General features: G+C 69.7%; 14 protein-coding genes. 8 read left to right on the forward strand and 6 right to left on the reverse strand.

The features are described from left to right. Positions 1-22 precede the first annotated feature (22 nt). The 6 genes from gyrB to dnaA form a co-directional block, all read right to left on the reverse strand. Complete coding sequence (gene gyrB, locus NOSIN_RS22185) at positions 23-1,960, reverse strand: DNA topoisomerase (ATP-hydrolyzing) subunit B (protein ID WP_077692591.1); 1,938 nt, start codon at positions 1,958-1,960, stop codon at positions 23-25. 477 nt (positions 1,961-2,437) lie between these two features. Then, a complete protein-coding gene (locus NOSIN_RS27345) occupies positions 2,438-2,929 on the reverse strand; it encodes a DUF721 domain-containing protein (protein WP_171986624.1) in 492 nt (163 codons plus the stop codon). A 73-nt stretch (positions 2,930-3,002) separates the two neighbouring features. Beyond that, on the reverse strand, positions 3,003-4,136 hold the full coding sequence (gene recF, locus NOSIN_RS22195) for a DNA replication/repair protein RecF (protein ID WP_077692592.1): 1,134 nt from the start codon (positions 4,134-4,136) through the stop codon (positions 3,003-3,005). A 106-nt stretch (positions 4,137-4,242) separates the two neighbouring features. Next, positions 4,243-5,136, reverse strand: coding sequence for a phosphogluconate dehydrogenase (NAD(+)-dependent, decarboxylating) (gene gnd / locus NOSIN_RS22200; protein WP_077692593.1), 894 nt, complete (start codon positions 5,134-5,136; stop codon positions 4,243-4,245). A gap of 92 nt (positions 5,137-5,228) precedes the next feature. After that, positions 5,229-6,368, reverse strand: a complete 1,140-nt coding sequence (gene dnaN, locus NOSIN_RS22205) for a DNA polymerase III subunit beta (RefSeq protein ID WP_077692594.1) — start codon at positions 6,366-6,368, stop codon at positions 5,229-5,231. 1,156 nt (positions 6,369-7,524) lie between these two features. Continuing rightward, positions 7,525-9,405: a chromosomal replication initiator protein DnaA gene (gene dnaA / locus NOSIN_RS22210; RefSeq protein WP_236743488.1), complete on the reverse strand. Its 1,881-nt coding sequence runs from the start codon at positions 9,403-9,405 to the stop codon at positions 7,525-7,527. A gap of 886 nt (positions 9,406-10,291) precedes the next feature. Here dnaA and rpmH point away from each other — a divergent pair. The 8 genes from rpmH (at position 10,292) to NOSIN_RS22250 (ending at position 16,231) form a co-directional block, all read left to right on the forward strand. Then, positions 10,292-10,435 carry a 50S ribosomal protein L34 gene (gene rpmH / locus NOSIN_RS22215; protein ID WP_077692596.1) on the forward strand — a complete coding sequence of 48 codons (144 nt, stop codon included), beginning with the start codon at positions 10,292-10,294 and terminating at the stop codon, positions 10,433-10,435. A 95-nt stretch (positions 10,436-10,530) separates the two neighbouring features. Continuing rightward, entirely contained in the window at positions 10,531-11,001 is a 471-nt protein-coding gene (gene rnpA / locus NOSIN_RS22220; RefSeq protein ID WP_077692597.1) for a ribonuclease P protein component, read from the forward strand. Beyond that, positions 10,998-11,312, forward strand: coding sequence for a membrane protein insertion efficiency factor YidD (yidD, locus tag NOSIN_RS22225; protein ID WP_077693717.1), 315 nt, complete (start codon positions 10,998-11,000; stop codon positions 11,310-11,312). The genes rnpA and yidD overlap by 4 nt, the downstream gene beginning before the upstream one ends. 28 nt (positions 11,313-11,340) lie before the next feature. Beyond that, positions 11,341-12,285, forward strand: a complete 945-nt coding sequence (gene yidC, locus NOSIN_RS22230) for a membrane protein insertase YidC (RefSeq protein ID WP_077692598.1) — start codon at positions 11,341-11,343, stop codon at positions 12,283-12,285. A gap of 146 nt (positions 12,286-12,431) precedes the next feature. After that, positions 12,432-12,920, forward strand: a complete 489-nt coding sequence (locus tag NOSIN_RS22235) for a Jag family protein (protein ID WP_077692599.1) — start codon at positions 12,432-12,434, stop codon at positions 12,918-12,920. Positions 12,921-13,501: 581 nt separating this feature from the next. After that, entirely contained in the window at positions 13,502-14,230 is a 729-nt protein-coding gene (gene rsmG, locus NOSIN_RS22240; RefSeq protein WP_077692600.1) for a 16S rRNA (guanine(527)-N(7))-methyltransferase RsmG, read from the forward strand. Positions 14,231-14,388: 158 nt separating this feature from the next. After that, entirely contained in the window at positions 14,389-15,213 is an 825-nt protein-coding gene (locus NOSIN_RS22245) for a ParA family protein (protein WP_171986625.1), read from the forward strand. A 61-nt stretch (positions 15,214-15,274) separates the two neighbouring features. Beyond that, entirely contained in the window at positions 15,275-16,231 is a 957-nt protein-coding gene (locus NOSIN_RS22250; RefSeq protein ID WP_077693719.1) for a ParB/RepB/Spo0J family partition protein, read from the forward strand. Positions 16,232-16,416: the final 185 nt, after the last annotated feature.

The following is a 16,416-nucleotide window of genomic DNA, read 5'->3' on the forward strand; positions in this document are numbered from 1 at the left end:
CCTCCCCGGACGCGGGGTCCCGCTAGATGTCCAGGAAGCGGACGTCCTTGGCGTTGCGCTGGATGAAGGAGCGCCGGGACTCGACGTCCTCGCCCATGAGCACGCTGAACATCTCGTCGGCCTGGGCCGCGTCCTCCAGGCTGACCTGGAGGAGCACCCGCCGGTCGGGGTCCATCGTGGTGTCCCACAGTTCGTTGGCGTTCATCTCACCCAGACCCTTGAACCGCTGCACCATGTCGCGCGGGCGCGGGTCCCTCTTGCCCGCGGCGACCCCGGCCTCGATGATGCGGTCGCGCTCGGGGTCGGAGAAGGCGTAGTCCGCGTCGCCGCCGCGCTGGTCCCACTTGATCTTGTACAGCGGCGGCTGGGCCAGGTACACGTTGCCCGCCTCGACCAGCGGCTTCATGAAGCGGAACAGCAGGGTGAGCAGCAGGGTGCAGATGTGCTGGCCGTCGACGTCGGCGTCGGCCATCAGGATGATCTTGTGGTACCGCAGCTTGTCGATGTCGAAGTCCTCGTGGATCCCGGTGCCCAGGGCGGTGATGATCGCCTGGACCTCCGCGTTCTTGAGGATGCGGTCGATCCGGGACTTCTCGACGTTCAGGATCTTGCCCCGGATGGGCAGGATGGCCTGGTTGTGCGGATTGCGACCACCCTTGGCCGAGCCACCCGCCGAGTCGCCCTCGACGATGTAGACCTCGCTCTCCTCCGGGTTGGTCGACTGGCAGTCGGACAGCTTGCCGGGGAGTGAGGTGGACTCCAGCAGGGTCTTGCGCCGGGTGAGGTCGCGCGCCTGGCGGGCCGCCATGCGGGCACGCGCCGCCTGGCTGGCCTTGGACACGATGTCCTTGGCCTCGCCGGGGTTGCGCTCGAACCAGTCGCGCAGGTGCTCGTTGGTGATCTTCTGGACGAAGGACTTGGCCTCGGTGTTGCCCAGCTTGGCCTTGGTCTGGCCCTCGAACTGGGGGTCGGCCAGCTTGACCGAGATGATCGCGGTCAGGCCCTCACGGATGTCGTCGCCGGTGAGGTTGTCCTCCTTCTCCCGCAACAGCCTCTGGTCGCGCGCGTACCGGTTGACCAGGGTGGTCAGCGCGGAGCGGAAGCCCTCCTCGTGGGTGCCGCCCTCAGCCGTGTTGATGGTGTTGGCGAAGGTGTGCACGGACGAGGTGTAGGACTGGTTCCACTGCATCGCGACCTCGAGCGAGATGCCTTCGCCGTCCTCCTCGAAGGAGATGATCGACGCGTGCGCCGGCTCCTTCTTGGCGTTGATGTGCTTGACGAAGTCGGACAGCCCGTCCTCGTAGTGGAAGGTGTTGACCGTCGGCCCGCCGTCGGTGTGGTCGGGCCGTTCGTCGCGGATGGTGATGGACAGCCCCTTGTTGAGGAAGGCCATCTCCTGCATGCGGCGGGCGAGCGTCTCGAACGTGAACGTCGTCGTCTCGAAGATGTCCCCGTCCGGCCAGAAGGTGAGCTGGGTACCGGTCTCGTCGGTCTCCTCACCCCTGACCAGGTCGCCGGTGGGCCGGGTCATCTCGTAGTGCTGGCGCCACACGTAGCCGTTGAGGCGGATCTCCACGTCCAGGGACTTGGACAGCGCGTTGACGACGGAGACGCCGACGCCGTGCAGACCGCCCGAGACCGCGTAGGACTTGCCGTCGAACTTGCCGCCCGCGTGCAGCGTGGTGAGGACGACCTCGACGGCGGGGCGTTTCTCGACGGGGTGCATGTCGATGGGGATGCCACGGCCGTTGTCGGCCACGCGCACACCGCCGTCGGCCAACAGCGTCACCTCGATGGCGCTCGCGTGACCCGCGAGCGCCTCGTCGACCGAGTTGTCGACCACCTCGTAGACCAGGTGGTGCAGGCCGCGCTCCCCGGTGGAACCGATATACATTCCTGGGCGCTTGCGGACTGCTTCAAGCCCCTCCAGAACCGTGATTGATCGAGCGTCGTAGGCCAAGTGGGTACACCCTCCTGCTGGGGACGCCTGCCGTCCGCGGCCGAACGAACGACGGTCGGTCCACGGCCCGGTGACCAGGCTGGTCGTCGTACCACGACACCTGGGGGATCACCTTCGCCGCAGGGGCCGTCCGCCCACCCTCTTCTGGGGGCGTGGCACCGGCTACAGGCGTCTGAAGAACCGCCTCCATGATACCCCGCGCCATACGACAAAGTGGCATTGGCGGCCCTGTGCCGCATCACAACGAACGTTCAGGGCGGGAGACGAATCCCTACACGCGGGACGCCCTCCGCGCAAGTCCCGGGCCGGTTGAGTGGCGTTGTGGCGACCAGCGGGTCGAACGCGCTCCCGCGGCGGCCGGCATCCGCACCGCGAAGCGCCTCCCGCCGGGGGGAACGGGGGCTCACCTGGGGATATCCACAGGCTGTGGAGGGAGGGCACGGGGCGGCCCGGCGCCCTCATCCGGCCGGGAGGGCCTCAGCGGCGCCGGAAACCGGGCCCGCGGACCTTGATGGCGACCACCGTTCCGTCGCCCAGCTCCTCGTTCAGACGGCGTATCAGGTCCCGCATCATCGCTCGCGCGTGGGCCGCCATCGTCGGTGAGTCGGCCACCACGACCAGTTCGCCCTCCGAGTAACTCTCCGGACGGAGGTGCTCGGCGTTGAACTCGCCCACGATGTCGGCCCAGCGGCCGAACACGCCGCCGACGGCCACCTGCTCCTGCCAGCCGTGCTCGATCAGCCACGTACGCACGGCGTCGCCGAACATCTGGGGCTCGTTGCGCGACCGCAGCCGGCCGCGCCGCCGTGCCCGGGGCGCGCCGCGCGGCACCGCGCCCCGGTCCTTGGCCTCGGCCCGGGCGCGCGCCAGCGCCTGGCGGGCGAGGTCCGCCCCGGCCGGTGGAGAGGGAGCCGGGGGGACGGACGGGGCCGGGGGTTCGGGGGCGGGGGAGCGGCGCCCTCCGTCCACAGGCTGTGGAGGAAATCCGCCGGGGCTCGCGGAGCCGGGAGCCAGGCCGCGGTCCACAGGGTGTGGATGGCGCTCACTCACCCTCGACGCCCCCCTCGTGCACGTCGAACCGCGCACCGGCGAGCTCCTTGGGGATGTCCTCGGGGACGGCGGCGGTCACCAGGACCTGCTCGGCGTCGCGCACCCGTTCGGCCAGCCTCCGGCGGCGCTCGCTGTCGAGTTCGGCGAACACGTCGTCCAGGATCAGCACCGGGTCGTCGCCGTCGGACCGCAGCAGGTCGAAGGCGGCCAGCTTGAGCGAGAGCGCGTACGACCAGGACTCGCCCTGGCTCGCGTAGCCCCTGGCGGGCAGGTCGCCCAACTGCAGGTGCAGGTCGTCGCGGTGCGGCCCCACCAGGCTGATCCCGCGCTGGAGCTCGCGGTCCCGCGCCTCGGCCATGGCGGTGCGCAGGGTCTCCACGAGCTGTGGCCGGCCGGCCGGCAGCCGCTCCCCCTCCGGTACCGCCCCGCTCCGGTAGTGGGGGACGGCCGGGCCGCCGGAGTCGGTCAGTCCCGCGTAGGCCTCGGCGATCCTCGGGCGCAGCGCCTCCACCAGCTCCAGCCGCGCGGCCAGCAGCTCGGCGCCCGTCTCGGCCAGGTGGTCGCCCCACACCTCCAGCGTGCTCAGGTCGGGCGCCGAACGCTGTTTGAACATCTGGGCGGAGGCCGACTTGAGCAGGGCGTTGCGCTGCTTGAGCACCCGGTCGTAGTCCGACCGCACGCCCGCCATCCGGGGGGCGCGCGCCACCAGCAGGTCGTCCAGGAAGCGGCGCCGCTCACCGGGGTCGCCCTTGACCAGGGAGAGGTCCTCCGGTGCGAACAGCACGGTGCGCAGGATCCCCAGGACCTCGCGCGGACGCCCGGCGGGCGCCTGGTTGATCCGGGCGCGGTTGGCGCGGCCGGGGTTGAGCTCCAGGTCCACCACCATGGACCGCTCGTCGCGCACCACCTTGGCACGGACGATCGCGCGCGGCGCGCCCTGCCGGACCAGCGGGGTGTCGGAGGAGACCCGGTGGCTGCCGAGGGTGGCCACGTAGCCGATCGCCTCGACCAGGTTGGTCTTGCCCTGGCCGTTGGCGCCGACGAACACGCTCACTCCGGGGGCCAGCTCCAGCAGGACCTCGCCGTAGGACCGGAAGTCGGCCAGTTGCAGGTGGGATACGTACATCCGGCCTTCCTCCTGGGCGGTGGCGCGGAAACGGGCGGGGGAAGGGGGTCCCGGGGACGGACCGTCCAGTCTCGTCCCCGAGGGGGTCGGGTGCGGAGGACGCGCCTCAGGCGTCGCCGGAGTCCTCGGCCTTGGTCACGGCGTGTCCGCCGAACTGGTTGCGCAGGGCCGCCACGACCTTCATGGCCGGGCTGTCGTCCTGGCGGGAGGCGAACCGGGCGTAGAGCGAGGCGGTGATCGCCGGCGCCGGGACCGCGTGGTCCACGGCGGCCTGGACGGTCCAGCGGCCCTCGCCGGAGTCCTCGGCGTAGCCGCGCAGCCGGGACAGCTCCGGGTCCTCCTCCAGGGCCCGCGAGAGCAGGTCGAGCAGCCAGGAGCGCACCACGGTGCCCTCGCGCCAGCTCTCGAACGTGCCGGGGACGTTGTCCACCAGGCCGGAGGCGACCATGAGCTCGTAGCCCTCGCCGAAGGCCTGCATCATGCCGTACTCGATGCCGTTGTGGACCATCTTGACGAAGTGCCCCGCACCGACCCGGCCGGCGTGGACGAAGCCGCCGCCCTCGTCGGGGACCAGGGAGTCGAAGACGGGACGGGCGCGCTCGACGTCCTCGGCCGAGCCCCCGACCATGATGCCGTAGCCGTTCGAGCGGCCCCAGACGCCGCCGCTGACACCGGCGTCGACGTAGCCGATCCCCTTGGCCGACAGCTCCTCGGCGCGGGCGCGGTCGTCCGCGTAGTGGGAGTTGCCGCCCTCGATGACGAGGTCGCCCTCCGCCAGCAGGTCGCCCAGCTCCGCGATGGTCGAGGCCGTGGGGTCACCCGCGGGGACCATGACCCAGACCACCCTGGGCGCGGCCAGGCGGTCGACCAGTGCGGCCAGGGTGTCGACGTCGCGCTCCTCGGAGAAGGCGTCGTAGCCGACGACCTCGTGGCCCTTGTCCCTCAGGCGGGCGGCCATGTTGCCGCCCATCTTGCCGAGTCCGATCATTCCGAGCTGCATGATGCTCCCCTTCGCCGCCTGTGGATGGACGCCGGTCGGCCCGGGTCGCGGACCGGAACCGGCAGGTGCCAGTCAATCGAACCGGAGGCCGATCAGCCCGGCTGACGCACCGGCATGATCAGGTAGCGGTACTCGGGGGAGGAGCCCTCCTCCGCGGGCTTGCCGGTGAGGATCGACGGCCTGGTCGAGCTGGTGAAGTTCATCCGGGCCACGTCGGTGCCGATGGCTCCGAGCCCGTCCAGCAGGAAACCGGAGTTGAAGGCGATCTGGATGTCGTCGCCGTCCAGGTCGGCCTCCAGGGCCTCGACCGCCTGGGCCTCCTCGCCGGTACCGGCCTCCAGGACCAGCTGGCCCTGGCCGAAGGACAGGCGCAGCGGGGTGTTGCGCTCGGCGACCAGCGAGACGCGCTTGACGGCCTCGACGAACTCGCTGCGGCTGACCTCGGCGACGGAGTTGAAGGTGTCCGGAAGCAGCGTCCGGTACTTGGGGAACTCGCCGTCCAGCAGGCGGGTGGTGGTGCGGCGGCCTCCGCCCTCGAAGCCGATCATGCCCTCACCGGTGTCGCCGGTGGAGAGGGCGATCGAGACCTCGGCGCCCGAGGTGAGCGACTTGGCGGTGTCGTGGAGGGTCTTGGCCGGGACCAGCGCGACCGCGGACAGGTCGGGGTTCTCCGGCTTCCAGGTGAGCTCGCGCACGGCCAGGCGGTAGCGGTCGGTGGAGGCGAGCGTGATCGTCTCACCCTCGATCTCGACGCGCACGCCGGTGAGCATCGGCAGGGTGTCGTCGCGGCCGGCGGCCACGGCCACCTGGCTGACCGCGGCGGCGAAGGCGTCGCTGCCGACGGTCCCGCTCACACCGGGCATCTCCGGGAGCGTGGGGTAGTCCTCCACCGGCATGGTGGTCAGGGTGAACTTCGCGCTGCCGCCGGTGACGACGACCTTGGGGCCCTCGGTGGAGATCTCCACAGGCTGTGCGGGGAGGTTGCGGGTGATCTCGGCCAGGAGCTTGCCGGTGACCAGGACCTTGCCCGGCTCCTCGACGTCGACGTCCACCGCGGCCTGGGCGGAGACCTCGTAGTCGAAGCCGGACAGGCGCAGCTGCTGCCGGCCGTCGAACTCCCCGGCCTCCAGCAGGATGCCGACGAGCACCGGAACCGAGGGGCGTGTCGGGAGTGTGCGAGCGGTCCAGGCGACCGCCTCGGCCAGTACGTCGCGTTCGACCCGGAACTTCACTTTCCGACTCACTTTCCGCACGACCGGGATGCCGGTCGAAGCCTCAACGTTGCAGCTCGTGGATCTGTGGGCCTGCCGAGGGCTCCCTCAACAGGGCTGTGGACGAAGCATCGTCGCTCCGGCACCGACGGTGCCACAGGAGCCGTCTCGGATCCCGCAGGGGTCGCCGTCCGGATCCGGACGGCGGAGAACAGGGGCGAGACCACACGTTACCCGGATTCCCCCGCTGCCGCTGACAGCTCAGCACCGGGCTGTCGTCGCACCGGACTCGGAGCTTTATCCACAGGTTTTCCGCGGAGCTGTTGTGAAGCCACATCTTGGTTAATGAAGGTGCGCCGTAGTAGTAGGGCCTGTGGATAATGTGGATAACTACCGTTCCCGCAGGTCAGACCGCGAATTTTTGTCCACAGGCCCTGTGCGTAACCCTGTGCGTAACTTGGCCTGTCTGTGGACGGACGAAGGCGCCCTCAGGTTGTCCACACGCCGTCCACAGCTTCATCCACAGGTTTTCCCCAGGTTGTCCACAGCAGACCGTGGTTTGGTCATCGGATGACGGGGTGTCCCGTCCACAGGCCCGGGGTAAGTTACCCACAGCCTTGAGGCACTTATCCACAGGTTGTCCACAGAGTCGTCCACAGATTTGACCCCTCTCCTGTGGATAACTTTGGCGAGAAGACGCCAAATTTTTTTCGGGGTGCCTCCCCAGACCGCCCGAACCCGGGCAAAAGAACTGTGCACAGGTTTGTCCACAGGCACCTCCCGAGTTCTGTGCACCGATCGTTGACACGGTCTCGCGGGCCTGGTCAGGGCAGAGGATGTGGGAAGGGCAACACGGCTCCGGAACCCTGGGAAACCAGGGGATTCGGGGCGTGCCGGGCACGAACGGCCCCGGACGGCCACAAGGGCGGCGAACCCCTCCGGGTGCGGACGTTCATGCACACAAGCCTGTGGATAACCCGGTTCGGGGCCGGGATCTCCTGTGGACAACGGGCGTGTCGTCCTGTGGACGTGTCCGCCTGTCGACACGTCCACACGTCGCCACGGAGACACGCGGGCCCGGCCGCCGGCGGGGACCCGGCGGCGGCCGGAGGGAAGGGAAGGAAGGGGCGGCCTCCCCGTGGTGGGAGGCCGCCCCGGCCCGTGCGCGACCTGAGGATCAGGCCATCGGCTGGTCCTTGATCCGGCTGGTGAGCTCGTGGACCTGGTTGTAGATGGACCGGCGCTCGGCCATCAGCGCGCGGACCTTGCGGTCGGCGTGCATCACCGTGGTGTGGTCGCGGCCGAACTGCTGCCCGATCTTGGGCAGGGACAGCTCGGTCAGCTCGCGGCACAGGTACATGGCGATCTGACGGGCGGTCACCAGCACCCGGGAGCGGGAGGTCCCGCACAGGTCCTCGACCGTCAGGCCGAAGTAGGCGGCGGTCTGGGACATGATCGACCCCGCCGTGACCTCGGGTACCTCGGCGCTGGGCACCAGGTCCCGCAGCACCTGGTTGGCCAGGTCCAGGTCCACCGACTGCCGGTTCAGGCTGGCGAACGCGGTCACGCGGATCAGCGCGCCCTCCAGCTCCCGGATGTTGGTGGAGATCCTGCTCGCTATGAACTCCAGGACCTCCGGCGGGGCCGCCAGGCCCTCCTGCGCCGCCTTCTTGCGCAGGATGGCGATCCGGGTCTCCAGCTCGGGCGGCTGCACGTCGGTGAGCAGGCCCCACTCGAACCGGCTGCGCATCCTGTCCTCCAGCGTGGTCAGCTGCCGGGGAGGCCGGTCGCTGGAGATGACGATCTGCTTGTCGGAGTTGTGCAGCGTGTTGAAGGTGTGGAAGAACTCCTCCTGCGTCTGCTCCTTGTTCTCCAGGAACTGGATGTCGTCCACCAGGAGCACGTCGACGTCCCGGTAGCGGCGGCGGAACCCGTCCGCCTTGCCGTCCCGGATCGAGTTGATGAACTCGTTGGTGAACTCCTCGGAGCTGACGTACCGCACCCGCGACCCCTCGTAGAGGCGGTGCGTGTAGTGCCCGATGGCGTGCAGCAGGTGGGTCTTCCCCAGCCCGGAGCCGCCGTGGATGAACAGCGGGTTGTAGGCCTTGGCCGGGGCCTCGGCCGCCGCCACCGACGCCGCGTGCGCGAACCGGTTGCTGGAGCCTATGACGAAGGTGTCGAAGGTGTACTTCGGGTTCAGGCGCGCGTGCTCACCGGGAGGGGCCTCCCGCGAGCGCCCGGGTGGCACGGAGGGGGAGTCCGAGGCGGTCTGGCTCCTCCCGCGCGGCTCGTCGGGCTCGGAGGACTCCGCGGGCGCGGCCTCCTCCGACGGCTCGTCCGGTCCGGCGGCCGGCTCGGACGCCGTCTCCCGAGGGGTCTCCCAGCGGTTGGGCCGGTCCCACTCCGGGGCGGTCCGGGCCCGCTGCTGCCAGGAGGCCGGTTCCCCGGGCTGCTCCCACAGCGGCGGTGAGGTGGGGGTCTCCTGGGGAGAGGCGAAGGTCTGCTGGACCCACGGGGCGGGCGCGTCGCGGACCGTGTGCGGCTCCTCCTCGGTGCCGGAGGGGGCCTCCGGGGGGTGGGGGCCGAGCAGGTCGGCCTGGCCCTCCGGGGCGCTGTCCTCCGCCACGGGCTGGTCGGCCGGGCGCGCGTGCTGGCCCCGGGCCCCGGACCGTCCCCGAGGCGTCCCGGAGGACCTCGCGGGCGGGGGGGTGGTGCCCGGTGTGGCGGGGGAGAAGGCGGACGACGCGTGGTCCTCCACTCCGCGCGGGGCCTGGTGCCCGTAGGCGGAGGGGGGCGCGGGGGTGGGCGGCGGGGTCGGCACGGCGGTGGGGTCGACCGTCACCGCGACCCGGATGTCCCGGCCCAGGTGCGCGGACAGCGCCTTGCTGATCGCCGGGTACAGGCGTGTCTCCAGCACCTTCTTGGTGAACTCGTTGGGCGCCGCGATCAGCGCGGTGTCCTCGATCAGGCCCAGCGGACGGGTCTGCGGCAGCCACGCGCGCTGGTGTGCGGGGAGGGAGTCGTTGTCGATCCCGTCCAGCACGCTGGACCAGACCATTGCGAGGTTGACCTGTGCATCAGCCAAGGTGACCTGCCATGGGTGCTGTCCCTTCGGTGCGGATCTGCGGAGTGCGGAGTGGGCGGGCGGTGTGGGGCTGCGGCGGAGCCCGGGGCGTGTGGTCGTTCGCGCGCTCGCGGGGACCGCGGAGGGCGACTTCCCATTGTCCTCCCCCCACGGTGGTGCCGAGGCGGTGAACCGGGGCGGAGCAGGCGTTGCCGGGTGCTGTGGACCTGTGGATAACTTCACTGCGATGGAAGACGCCAAGCCTTTGACTACCTCCCGGTATCCACAGCTTCCGGAGGTTGTCCACAGGTTTTCCACAGGGTTGTCCACAGGATGGCAGATCTCCGGGCACAGCGCAGAGTTATCCACAATGTGCAGTTCAGAAGGTGTGTACGGAGTCTGCCTACGGAATCGTGGGTGTGGTGGGAGGCGCGAGGGACAAGTTATCCACAGGCTGAGGTTATCCACAGACACCGGGGGATGGGGAAATCTCGCACACCTGTGGACAGCGCGTTGTCCACAGGACTCCACCACCGGGCGGATGCTTCGGGTGGCCCGCCGCGGTCCGGACCGGGGCCGCCCGCCCCGGTCCGGACAGGAGCGGGGCCAGGAGCGGGCCAGGGGTCGGGAGCGCGTCCGGCCTCGGCCGGGAGGCGGTGCGCCTTCGGCGGGGAACCGGGCACGGACCGGGTCGGACACAGCCGTACACAGGCCCGATTTGACCCCGACCAGGCCAGCCCGTATCTTCTTTATGCTTATGCCGAATGATCTGCCTGCGTCCGTATGCCACGGTGACGCGGCCACGGCTCATGCACCTTGAGGCCCCGCATATCCTGGGGGTCTGTCGTAGTACTTTCCTGACACGCCCCTGGAGCCAGTAGTGAGCAAGCGTACGTACCAGCCGAACAACCGGCGTCGCGCGAAGGTCCACGGCTTCCGGCTGCGCATGCGTACGCGCGCCGGTCGCGCCATCATCGCCTCGCGGCGCCGCAAGGGGCGCGCGGTGCTGACCGTGAACCACTAGGTCACGCTCAGCCCAAGTTCTTCGGACCGGTCCGGCCTATCGCCGGCCGGTCCCTTTTTCGTGGGAAGAAGCACCGACGTCCGGAGGAAGAGCCGATGCTGTCGCCGAGAAACCGGATGCGCCACAGCGCCGAGTTCGGCTCCGTCATGCGCTCGGGGCGGCGTTCGTCCCGGGACGCCCTGGGCGTCGTCTACCTCGCGCCGCGCTCCACCGCCGTGGACGCCGACCCGCCCCGGGTCGGTTTCGTGGTGAGCAAGGCGGTCGGGGGAGCGGTGGTGCGCAAGCGCGTGCAGCGCAGGCTGCGCCACCTGATGCGGCCCCGGTTGGCCGTTCTGCCAAACGGTAGCCTGCTGGTAGTGCGCGCCAGACCCTCCGCCGCCGACGCGCGGTACGAGGAGCTGGCGGCTCAACTCGACAGCGCGATCGCCGCAGCGATGCGACCCCGTGGGACATCGTCGCGCCGTCGGCCCGGCCGTGGTCGACCACGGCCTCCGGCGGACCCGGCGAGGAGCGAAGCAGCAGGGAACCGCCGCCCGGACGAGGGCGGAGAACGGTGGGGCCGATGACCGAGCACAGACCGACGGTTCTCGCGCGCGTGTTGATCCTGCCGATCCGCGGCTACCAACGCCTCATCAGCCCGCTCTTCCCCCCGGTCTGCCGTTTCTATCCCTCGTGCAGTGCGTACGCCGTGGAGGCGCTACGCGTGCACGGGGCCCTGTACGGGCTGTGGCTGGGTATCCGCCGCATCGCCCGTTGCCATCCCTTCAATCCTGGAGGGCTTGATCCGGTTCCGCCGCGCAGGGGGAACCGGAACGAGGAGTCCGAGGAGTCTGCGGGCGGAGCCGGGCACACCGGAACCACTCCCGGGGACCAGTAGCTGAACCGAAGCAAATAGGAGTTGGCCGGTGCTGGACTGGCTTTACAACATCGTCGGCTGGATCTTGGTCCAGATCCACGCGGGTCTGACCTTCATCGGCCTTGACACCGACAGCGGCTGGGCCTGGGGCCTGTCGATCGTCCTGCTCACCGTGCTGATGCGGCTCCTGCTGGTGCCGCTGTTCGTCAAACAGATGAACACGCAGCGCAAGATGCAGGACATCCAGCCCAAGATCGCGAAGCTCCGGGAGCGCTACAAGCACGACAAGGAGCGCTTGCAGCGGGAGTCCATGAAGCTCTACCAGGAGAGCGGCACCAACCCGATCATGGGTTGTCTTCCGCTCCTCCTGCAGATGCCGGTCTTCTTCGCGCTCTTCAGCGTGCTGCGCAGCGTGGCCGAGGGCAACGCGCGCTACGGCTTCACCGAGGAACTGGTGGAGAGCGCGCGTGCGGCGCTGATCTTCGCGGCGCCCATCGCGGCCCAGTTCAACAGCTCCCCCGAGGAGCTCGCCGCGCTCGGTTCCAACGACCCGATCATGGCCAAGGTCATCATCGCCTTCGCCTGTGTGGTCATGGGTACGACGACGTTCCTCACCATGCGCCAGAGCATGAAGCGCAGCGTCTCGCAGATGCCCGACAACCCCATGATGCAGACCCAGAAGATCATGATGTACATGGCGCCCCTCTTCGGGCTCTTCGGTCTCATGATGCCGGTCGGTGTGCTGCTCTACTGGGTCACCTCCAACGTCTGGACCATGGGGCAGCAGCACTTCCTCTACCGGAGGCAGCCGGCCCCCGGCCAGGAGGGCGACAAGGCCGCGGGCAACGGCTCCTCCAACGGTTCCGCCAAGGGCATGCTCAGCCGAAAGAAGGCGGCGGAATCCACGCCCGAGCCGAAGGAACAGCCTAAGATCGAACGCAAGCAGCCGAAGAAGCAGCCGCGTTCCAAGCGCACCGGTGGCGGTTCCCAGTAGGCCCCGCCCCCCGCTTGACCCCGGCTGCGGAGATGTTCGAGTGCGCAGGCGACAATGCCCCTGAGGCGTACGAACGGCCAGGGCGTGAAGGATGAGGAGACGGGATCGCTGTGGCAAGTAGCGAGGAAGAAAGCGGTGGAGTAGCGGTGGCTGAGGCGCCTGAGGCCGGAGTCGACATCGAGGCCCTGGAGAACGAGGGCGACATCGCCGCGGACTACATCGAGGGACTCCTCGACATCGCGGACTTCGACGGTGACATCGACATGGACGTCGAGGGCGACCGTGCGCTGGTCTCCGTCGTCGGCGCCACCCTCGACGAGCTGATCGGCGAACAGGGCGAGGTCCTGGAGGCGCTCCAGGAGCTGACCCGCCTGGCCGTGCACCGGGCGACCGGTGAGCGCAGCCGCCTGATGCTGGACATCGGCGGCTACCGCGAGGGACGCCGCAAGGTGCTCTTCCAGATCGGGACCGAGGCCGCCAACAAGGTCAAGGAGACCGGCGAGATCCACCCGCTGGAGCCGATGACCCCGTTCGAGCGCAAGGTCGTGCACGACGCGGTGGCCGCCGCCGGCCTGCGTAGCGAGTCGGAGGGCGAGGAGCCCAACCGCTACGTGGTGGTGCATCCCGCCTCGTAGGGCCGACCATCCCGGAGGGGGTGGCGGTGTTTCACGTGAAACACCGCCACCCCCTCCTTCTGTGCGCGGAGGGTCCCGCCGTGGCGGTGGGCGGATGGTTCCCCTCCCCTCGCGTGTCCCTCCCCGGGAGCGGGGCGGCCTCCCGCGGATGGGGCGGTCCGGCGGGTCGCGCCGACATGTGGCTGTGTCGACTTCTCGCCATGGAGTTCACCGCACGACGCACGCCGCCGCTCCGGGGGGGTGTCCGTGGGAGGGCGCCGGAGAGGGCGGCGCGCCGGTGTTTCACGTGAAACACCGACACCGGCCTCCACGGGGATTCCCCGCCGGTGTCGGGTGTTCTGAGGCGGGGAACGCAGAGAACGGGTGCGGGAAGGTCGCCCCGCCGCCAGGCCGGCGATGTTTCACGTGAAACCCTGGTGTTCCCCGAGCGTAGGATCATGGAGGGTCTTTTCCCTTCGCGCGCGGAAACGCTGTCCGCCGCGCACCCTCTCCCCCTCGCCGATCGGCACGCCGTCGTGTAGAGGAAGCCGCAGCGAACCAAGTAGGGAAGTGATGATGGACGAGTGCACAGGTGGTGACCGATGACCTCGGGCGTTGAGGAGCCCGGCGCCGTGCCCCCCGCTCCGCCCGCGCAGGCGGAGGCTGTCTTCGGCGACTCCCTGCCGAAGGCGCGGCGCTACGCCGAACTGCTCGCCGACGACGGGGTGCGGCGGGGGCTGATCGGCCCACGCGAGGTCCCCCGCCTGTGGGAGCGCCACCTCATCAACTGCGCCGCCGTGGAGGAGCTGCTCCCCGAGGGGGCCGAGGTGGTGGACATCGGATCTGGCGCCGGACTGCCCGGCCTGGTGCTGGGCCTGCTGCGCCCCGACATCCGGATGATCCTGCTGGAGCCGCTCCTGCGCAGGACGGTCTTCCTCGACGAGGCGGTCGGTCTCCTGGACCTGCCCAACGTGGAGGTGCGGCGCGGCCGGGCCGAGGAGGCCCACGGCGAGCTGTACACCGACTTCGTGACCGCCCGGGCCGTCGCCCCCCTGCCGCGGCTCGCGGGATGGGCCCTGCCGCTCCTGCGCAAGGGCGGGAGTCTGCTGGCGCTCAAGGGGGAACAGGCGGAGGCCGAGTTGGCGGCCGCCGAGCAAGACGTTTCGAAACTGCGGCCGAGCGTCAGCGATGTGATTCGGGTGGGGCGGGGTAAAGTCGATCCAGCTACCACGGTCGTTCGCGTCACGGTGACATCCGACGGTGGTCCGCCCGTGCCCGGGTCACAGAAGAAGGCGCGGAGCGGCAAGAAGAAGCGCGGACGGAAGAGGTGAACTCATTCGTGTCCCAGAACCCAGCCGACAACCCCGATGTTTCACGTGAAACATCCCCGGGGGCCTCTGGAGACCTGCTCGATGTTTCACGTGAAACGTCACCCCAAGGCTCCTACGGCGTCCCCGACACCCCGCTCGCTCGTGCCGCCCAGGCGGCCATGGCGGTTCGCGGGCACGACGACGTCTGGCCCAGGCCCAAGTCCTGCCGGGTGATCAGCGTCGCCAACCAGAAGGGCGGCGTCGGCAAGACCACCACGACGGTCAACATCGCGGCCGCCCTGGCGATGCACGGACAGCGTGTCCTCGTGGTCGACCTCGATCCGCAGGGCAACGCGTCCACGGCGCTCAGCATGGAACGGGACAACCAGACCCGGTCCATCTACCACTGCCTGGTGGAGGACGAGGAGATCCGCAAGCTCGCCCAGCCGGTGCCGGACATCCCCAACCTGTGGTGTGCCCCGGCCACCATCGACCTGGCGGGCGCGGAGATCGAACTGGTCTCGCTCGTCGCGCGTGAGGCCCGGCTCAAGCGGGCCTTCGACGCCTACGACACCTCGGACCTGGACTACATCCTCATCGACTGCCCTCCGTCGCTCGGCCTGCTCACGGTCAACGCGATGGTGGCGTGCGACGAGGTCATGATTCCGATCCAGTGCGAGTACTACGCCCTGGAGGGCCTGGGGCAGCTTCTCCGCAACGTGGAGCTCGTCCAGTCCCACCTGAACCCGGGGCTGGCGATCAGCACCATCCTTCTGACGATGTACGACGGCCGCACCCGGCTCGCGCAGCAGGTGGCCGACGAGGTGCGCTCGCACTTCGGGGACACCGTCCTGGAGACGCTGATCCCCCGTAGCGTCCGTGTGTCGGAGGCGCCCAGCTACGGCCAGTCGGTGATGACCTACGACCCCGGGTCCACCGGTGCGGTGGCCTACCTGGAAGCCGCCCGGGAGATCGCCCACCGGGCGCAGAGCATCAGCCGCTGAGGTCGGTACGCCCCGGCGGTCGGCGCCGGGTGGAGCATGTGTGAGGAGTGTGGAGTTGCCGGTGAGCCAGCAACGGCGCGGACTGGGCAAGGGACTGGGTGCGCTCATCCCGCAGGGACCGACGGCCCCGGCGCCGTCGGAAAGCGAGCGGGAGGCGACGGAGACTCCCGCGCCCGAGCCGGAGGGCCCCGAGACCCTGCCGGACGGGACGTACCTGGAGGAGGTCGAACTCGCCGATATCCGGCCCAATCCGCGTCAGCCCCGGGTCCACTTCTCGGAGGAGGCGCTGGAGGAGCTGCGGGACTCGATCGCCGAGGTCGGCCTGCTCCAGCCGGTGGTCGTGCGGAAGCTGCCGCCGGGTGAGGAGGTCGGCTACGAACTCGTCATGGGTGAGCGCCGGTGGCGGGCGAGCAAGGAGGCCGACCTCGATCGGATCCCCGCGATCGTCCGGAGCACCGATGACGACGACCTGCTCCGGGACGCCCTCCTGGAGAACCTGCACAGGCAGGAGCTCAACCCCCTGGAGGAGGCGGCGGCGTACCAGCAGCTTCTGGACGACTTCGGCTCCACCCACGGGGAACTGGCCCAGCGGATCGGCCGCTCCCGTTCGCACATCACCAACACCCTGCGCCTGCTGAACCTGACGCCGAAGGTGCAGACACGCGTGTCCGCCGGTGTGCTCAGCGCCGGGCACGCGAGGGCGCTGCTGCGCCTGGAGGACCCCGACCTCCAGGAGCGCATGGCCACACGCGTGGTCGGGGAGGGGATCTCGGTCCGCTCCCTGGAGGAGATCGTCGACCTGCACGACAAGGGGCACGCGGTCGAGAAGGAGGAGCGTACGCGCCGCCTTGCCGCGAAGTCGGCCCCTCCGCCCCAGGTGGAGGAGTGGGCGACGCGTCTGGGAGACCGGTTGGACACCTCGGTGAAGGTGGACGTCGGTAAGCGGAAGGGCAAGATCGTCGTGGAGTTCGCGACGTTGGATGACCTGGAGCGCATCATCAAGCAGTTGGACTCCTGACTCCTCCTGACCTCCGGCGGCCGTGTTTCACGTGAAACACGGCCGTTCCGCTGTCCGGCGGTCCTACCGTCCGGTGGAGCGGTGGAGCGGTGGAGCGGTGGAGCGGTGGAGCGGTGGAGCGGTGGAGGGACCGGAGGGCTCGGTGTTTCACGTGAAACACCGAGCCCTCCGGTCGCGGGGCACGC

Source organism: Nocardiopsis sinuspersici (assembly GCF_001998325.1).
In the GTDB taxonomy this organism is placed as follows: Bacteria; Actinomycetota; Actinomycetes; order Streptosporangiales; family Streptosporangiaceae; genus Nocardiopsis; species Nocardiopsis sinuspersici.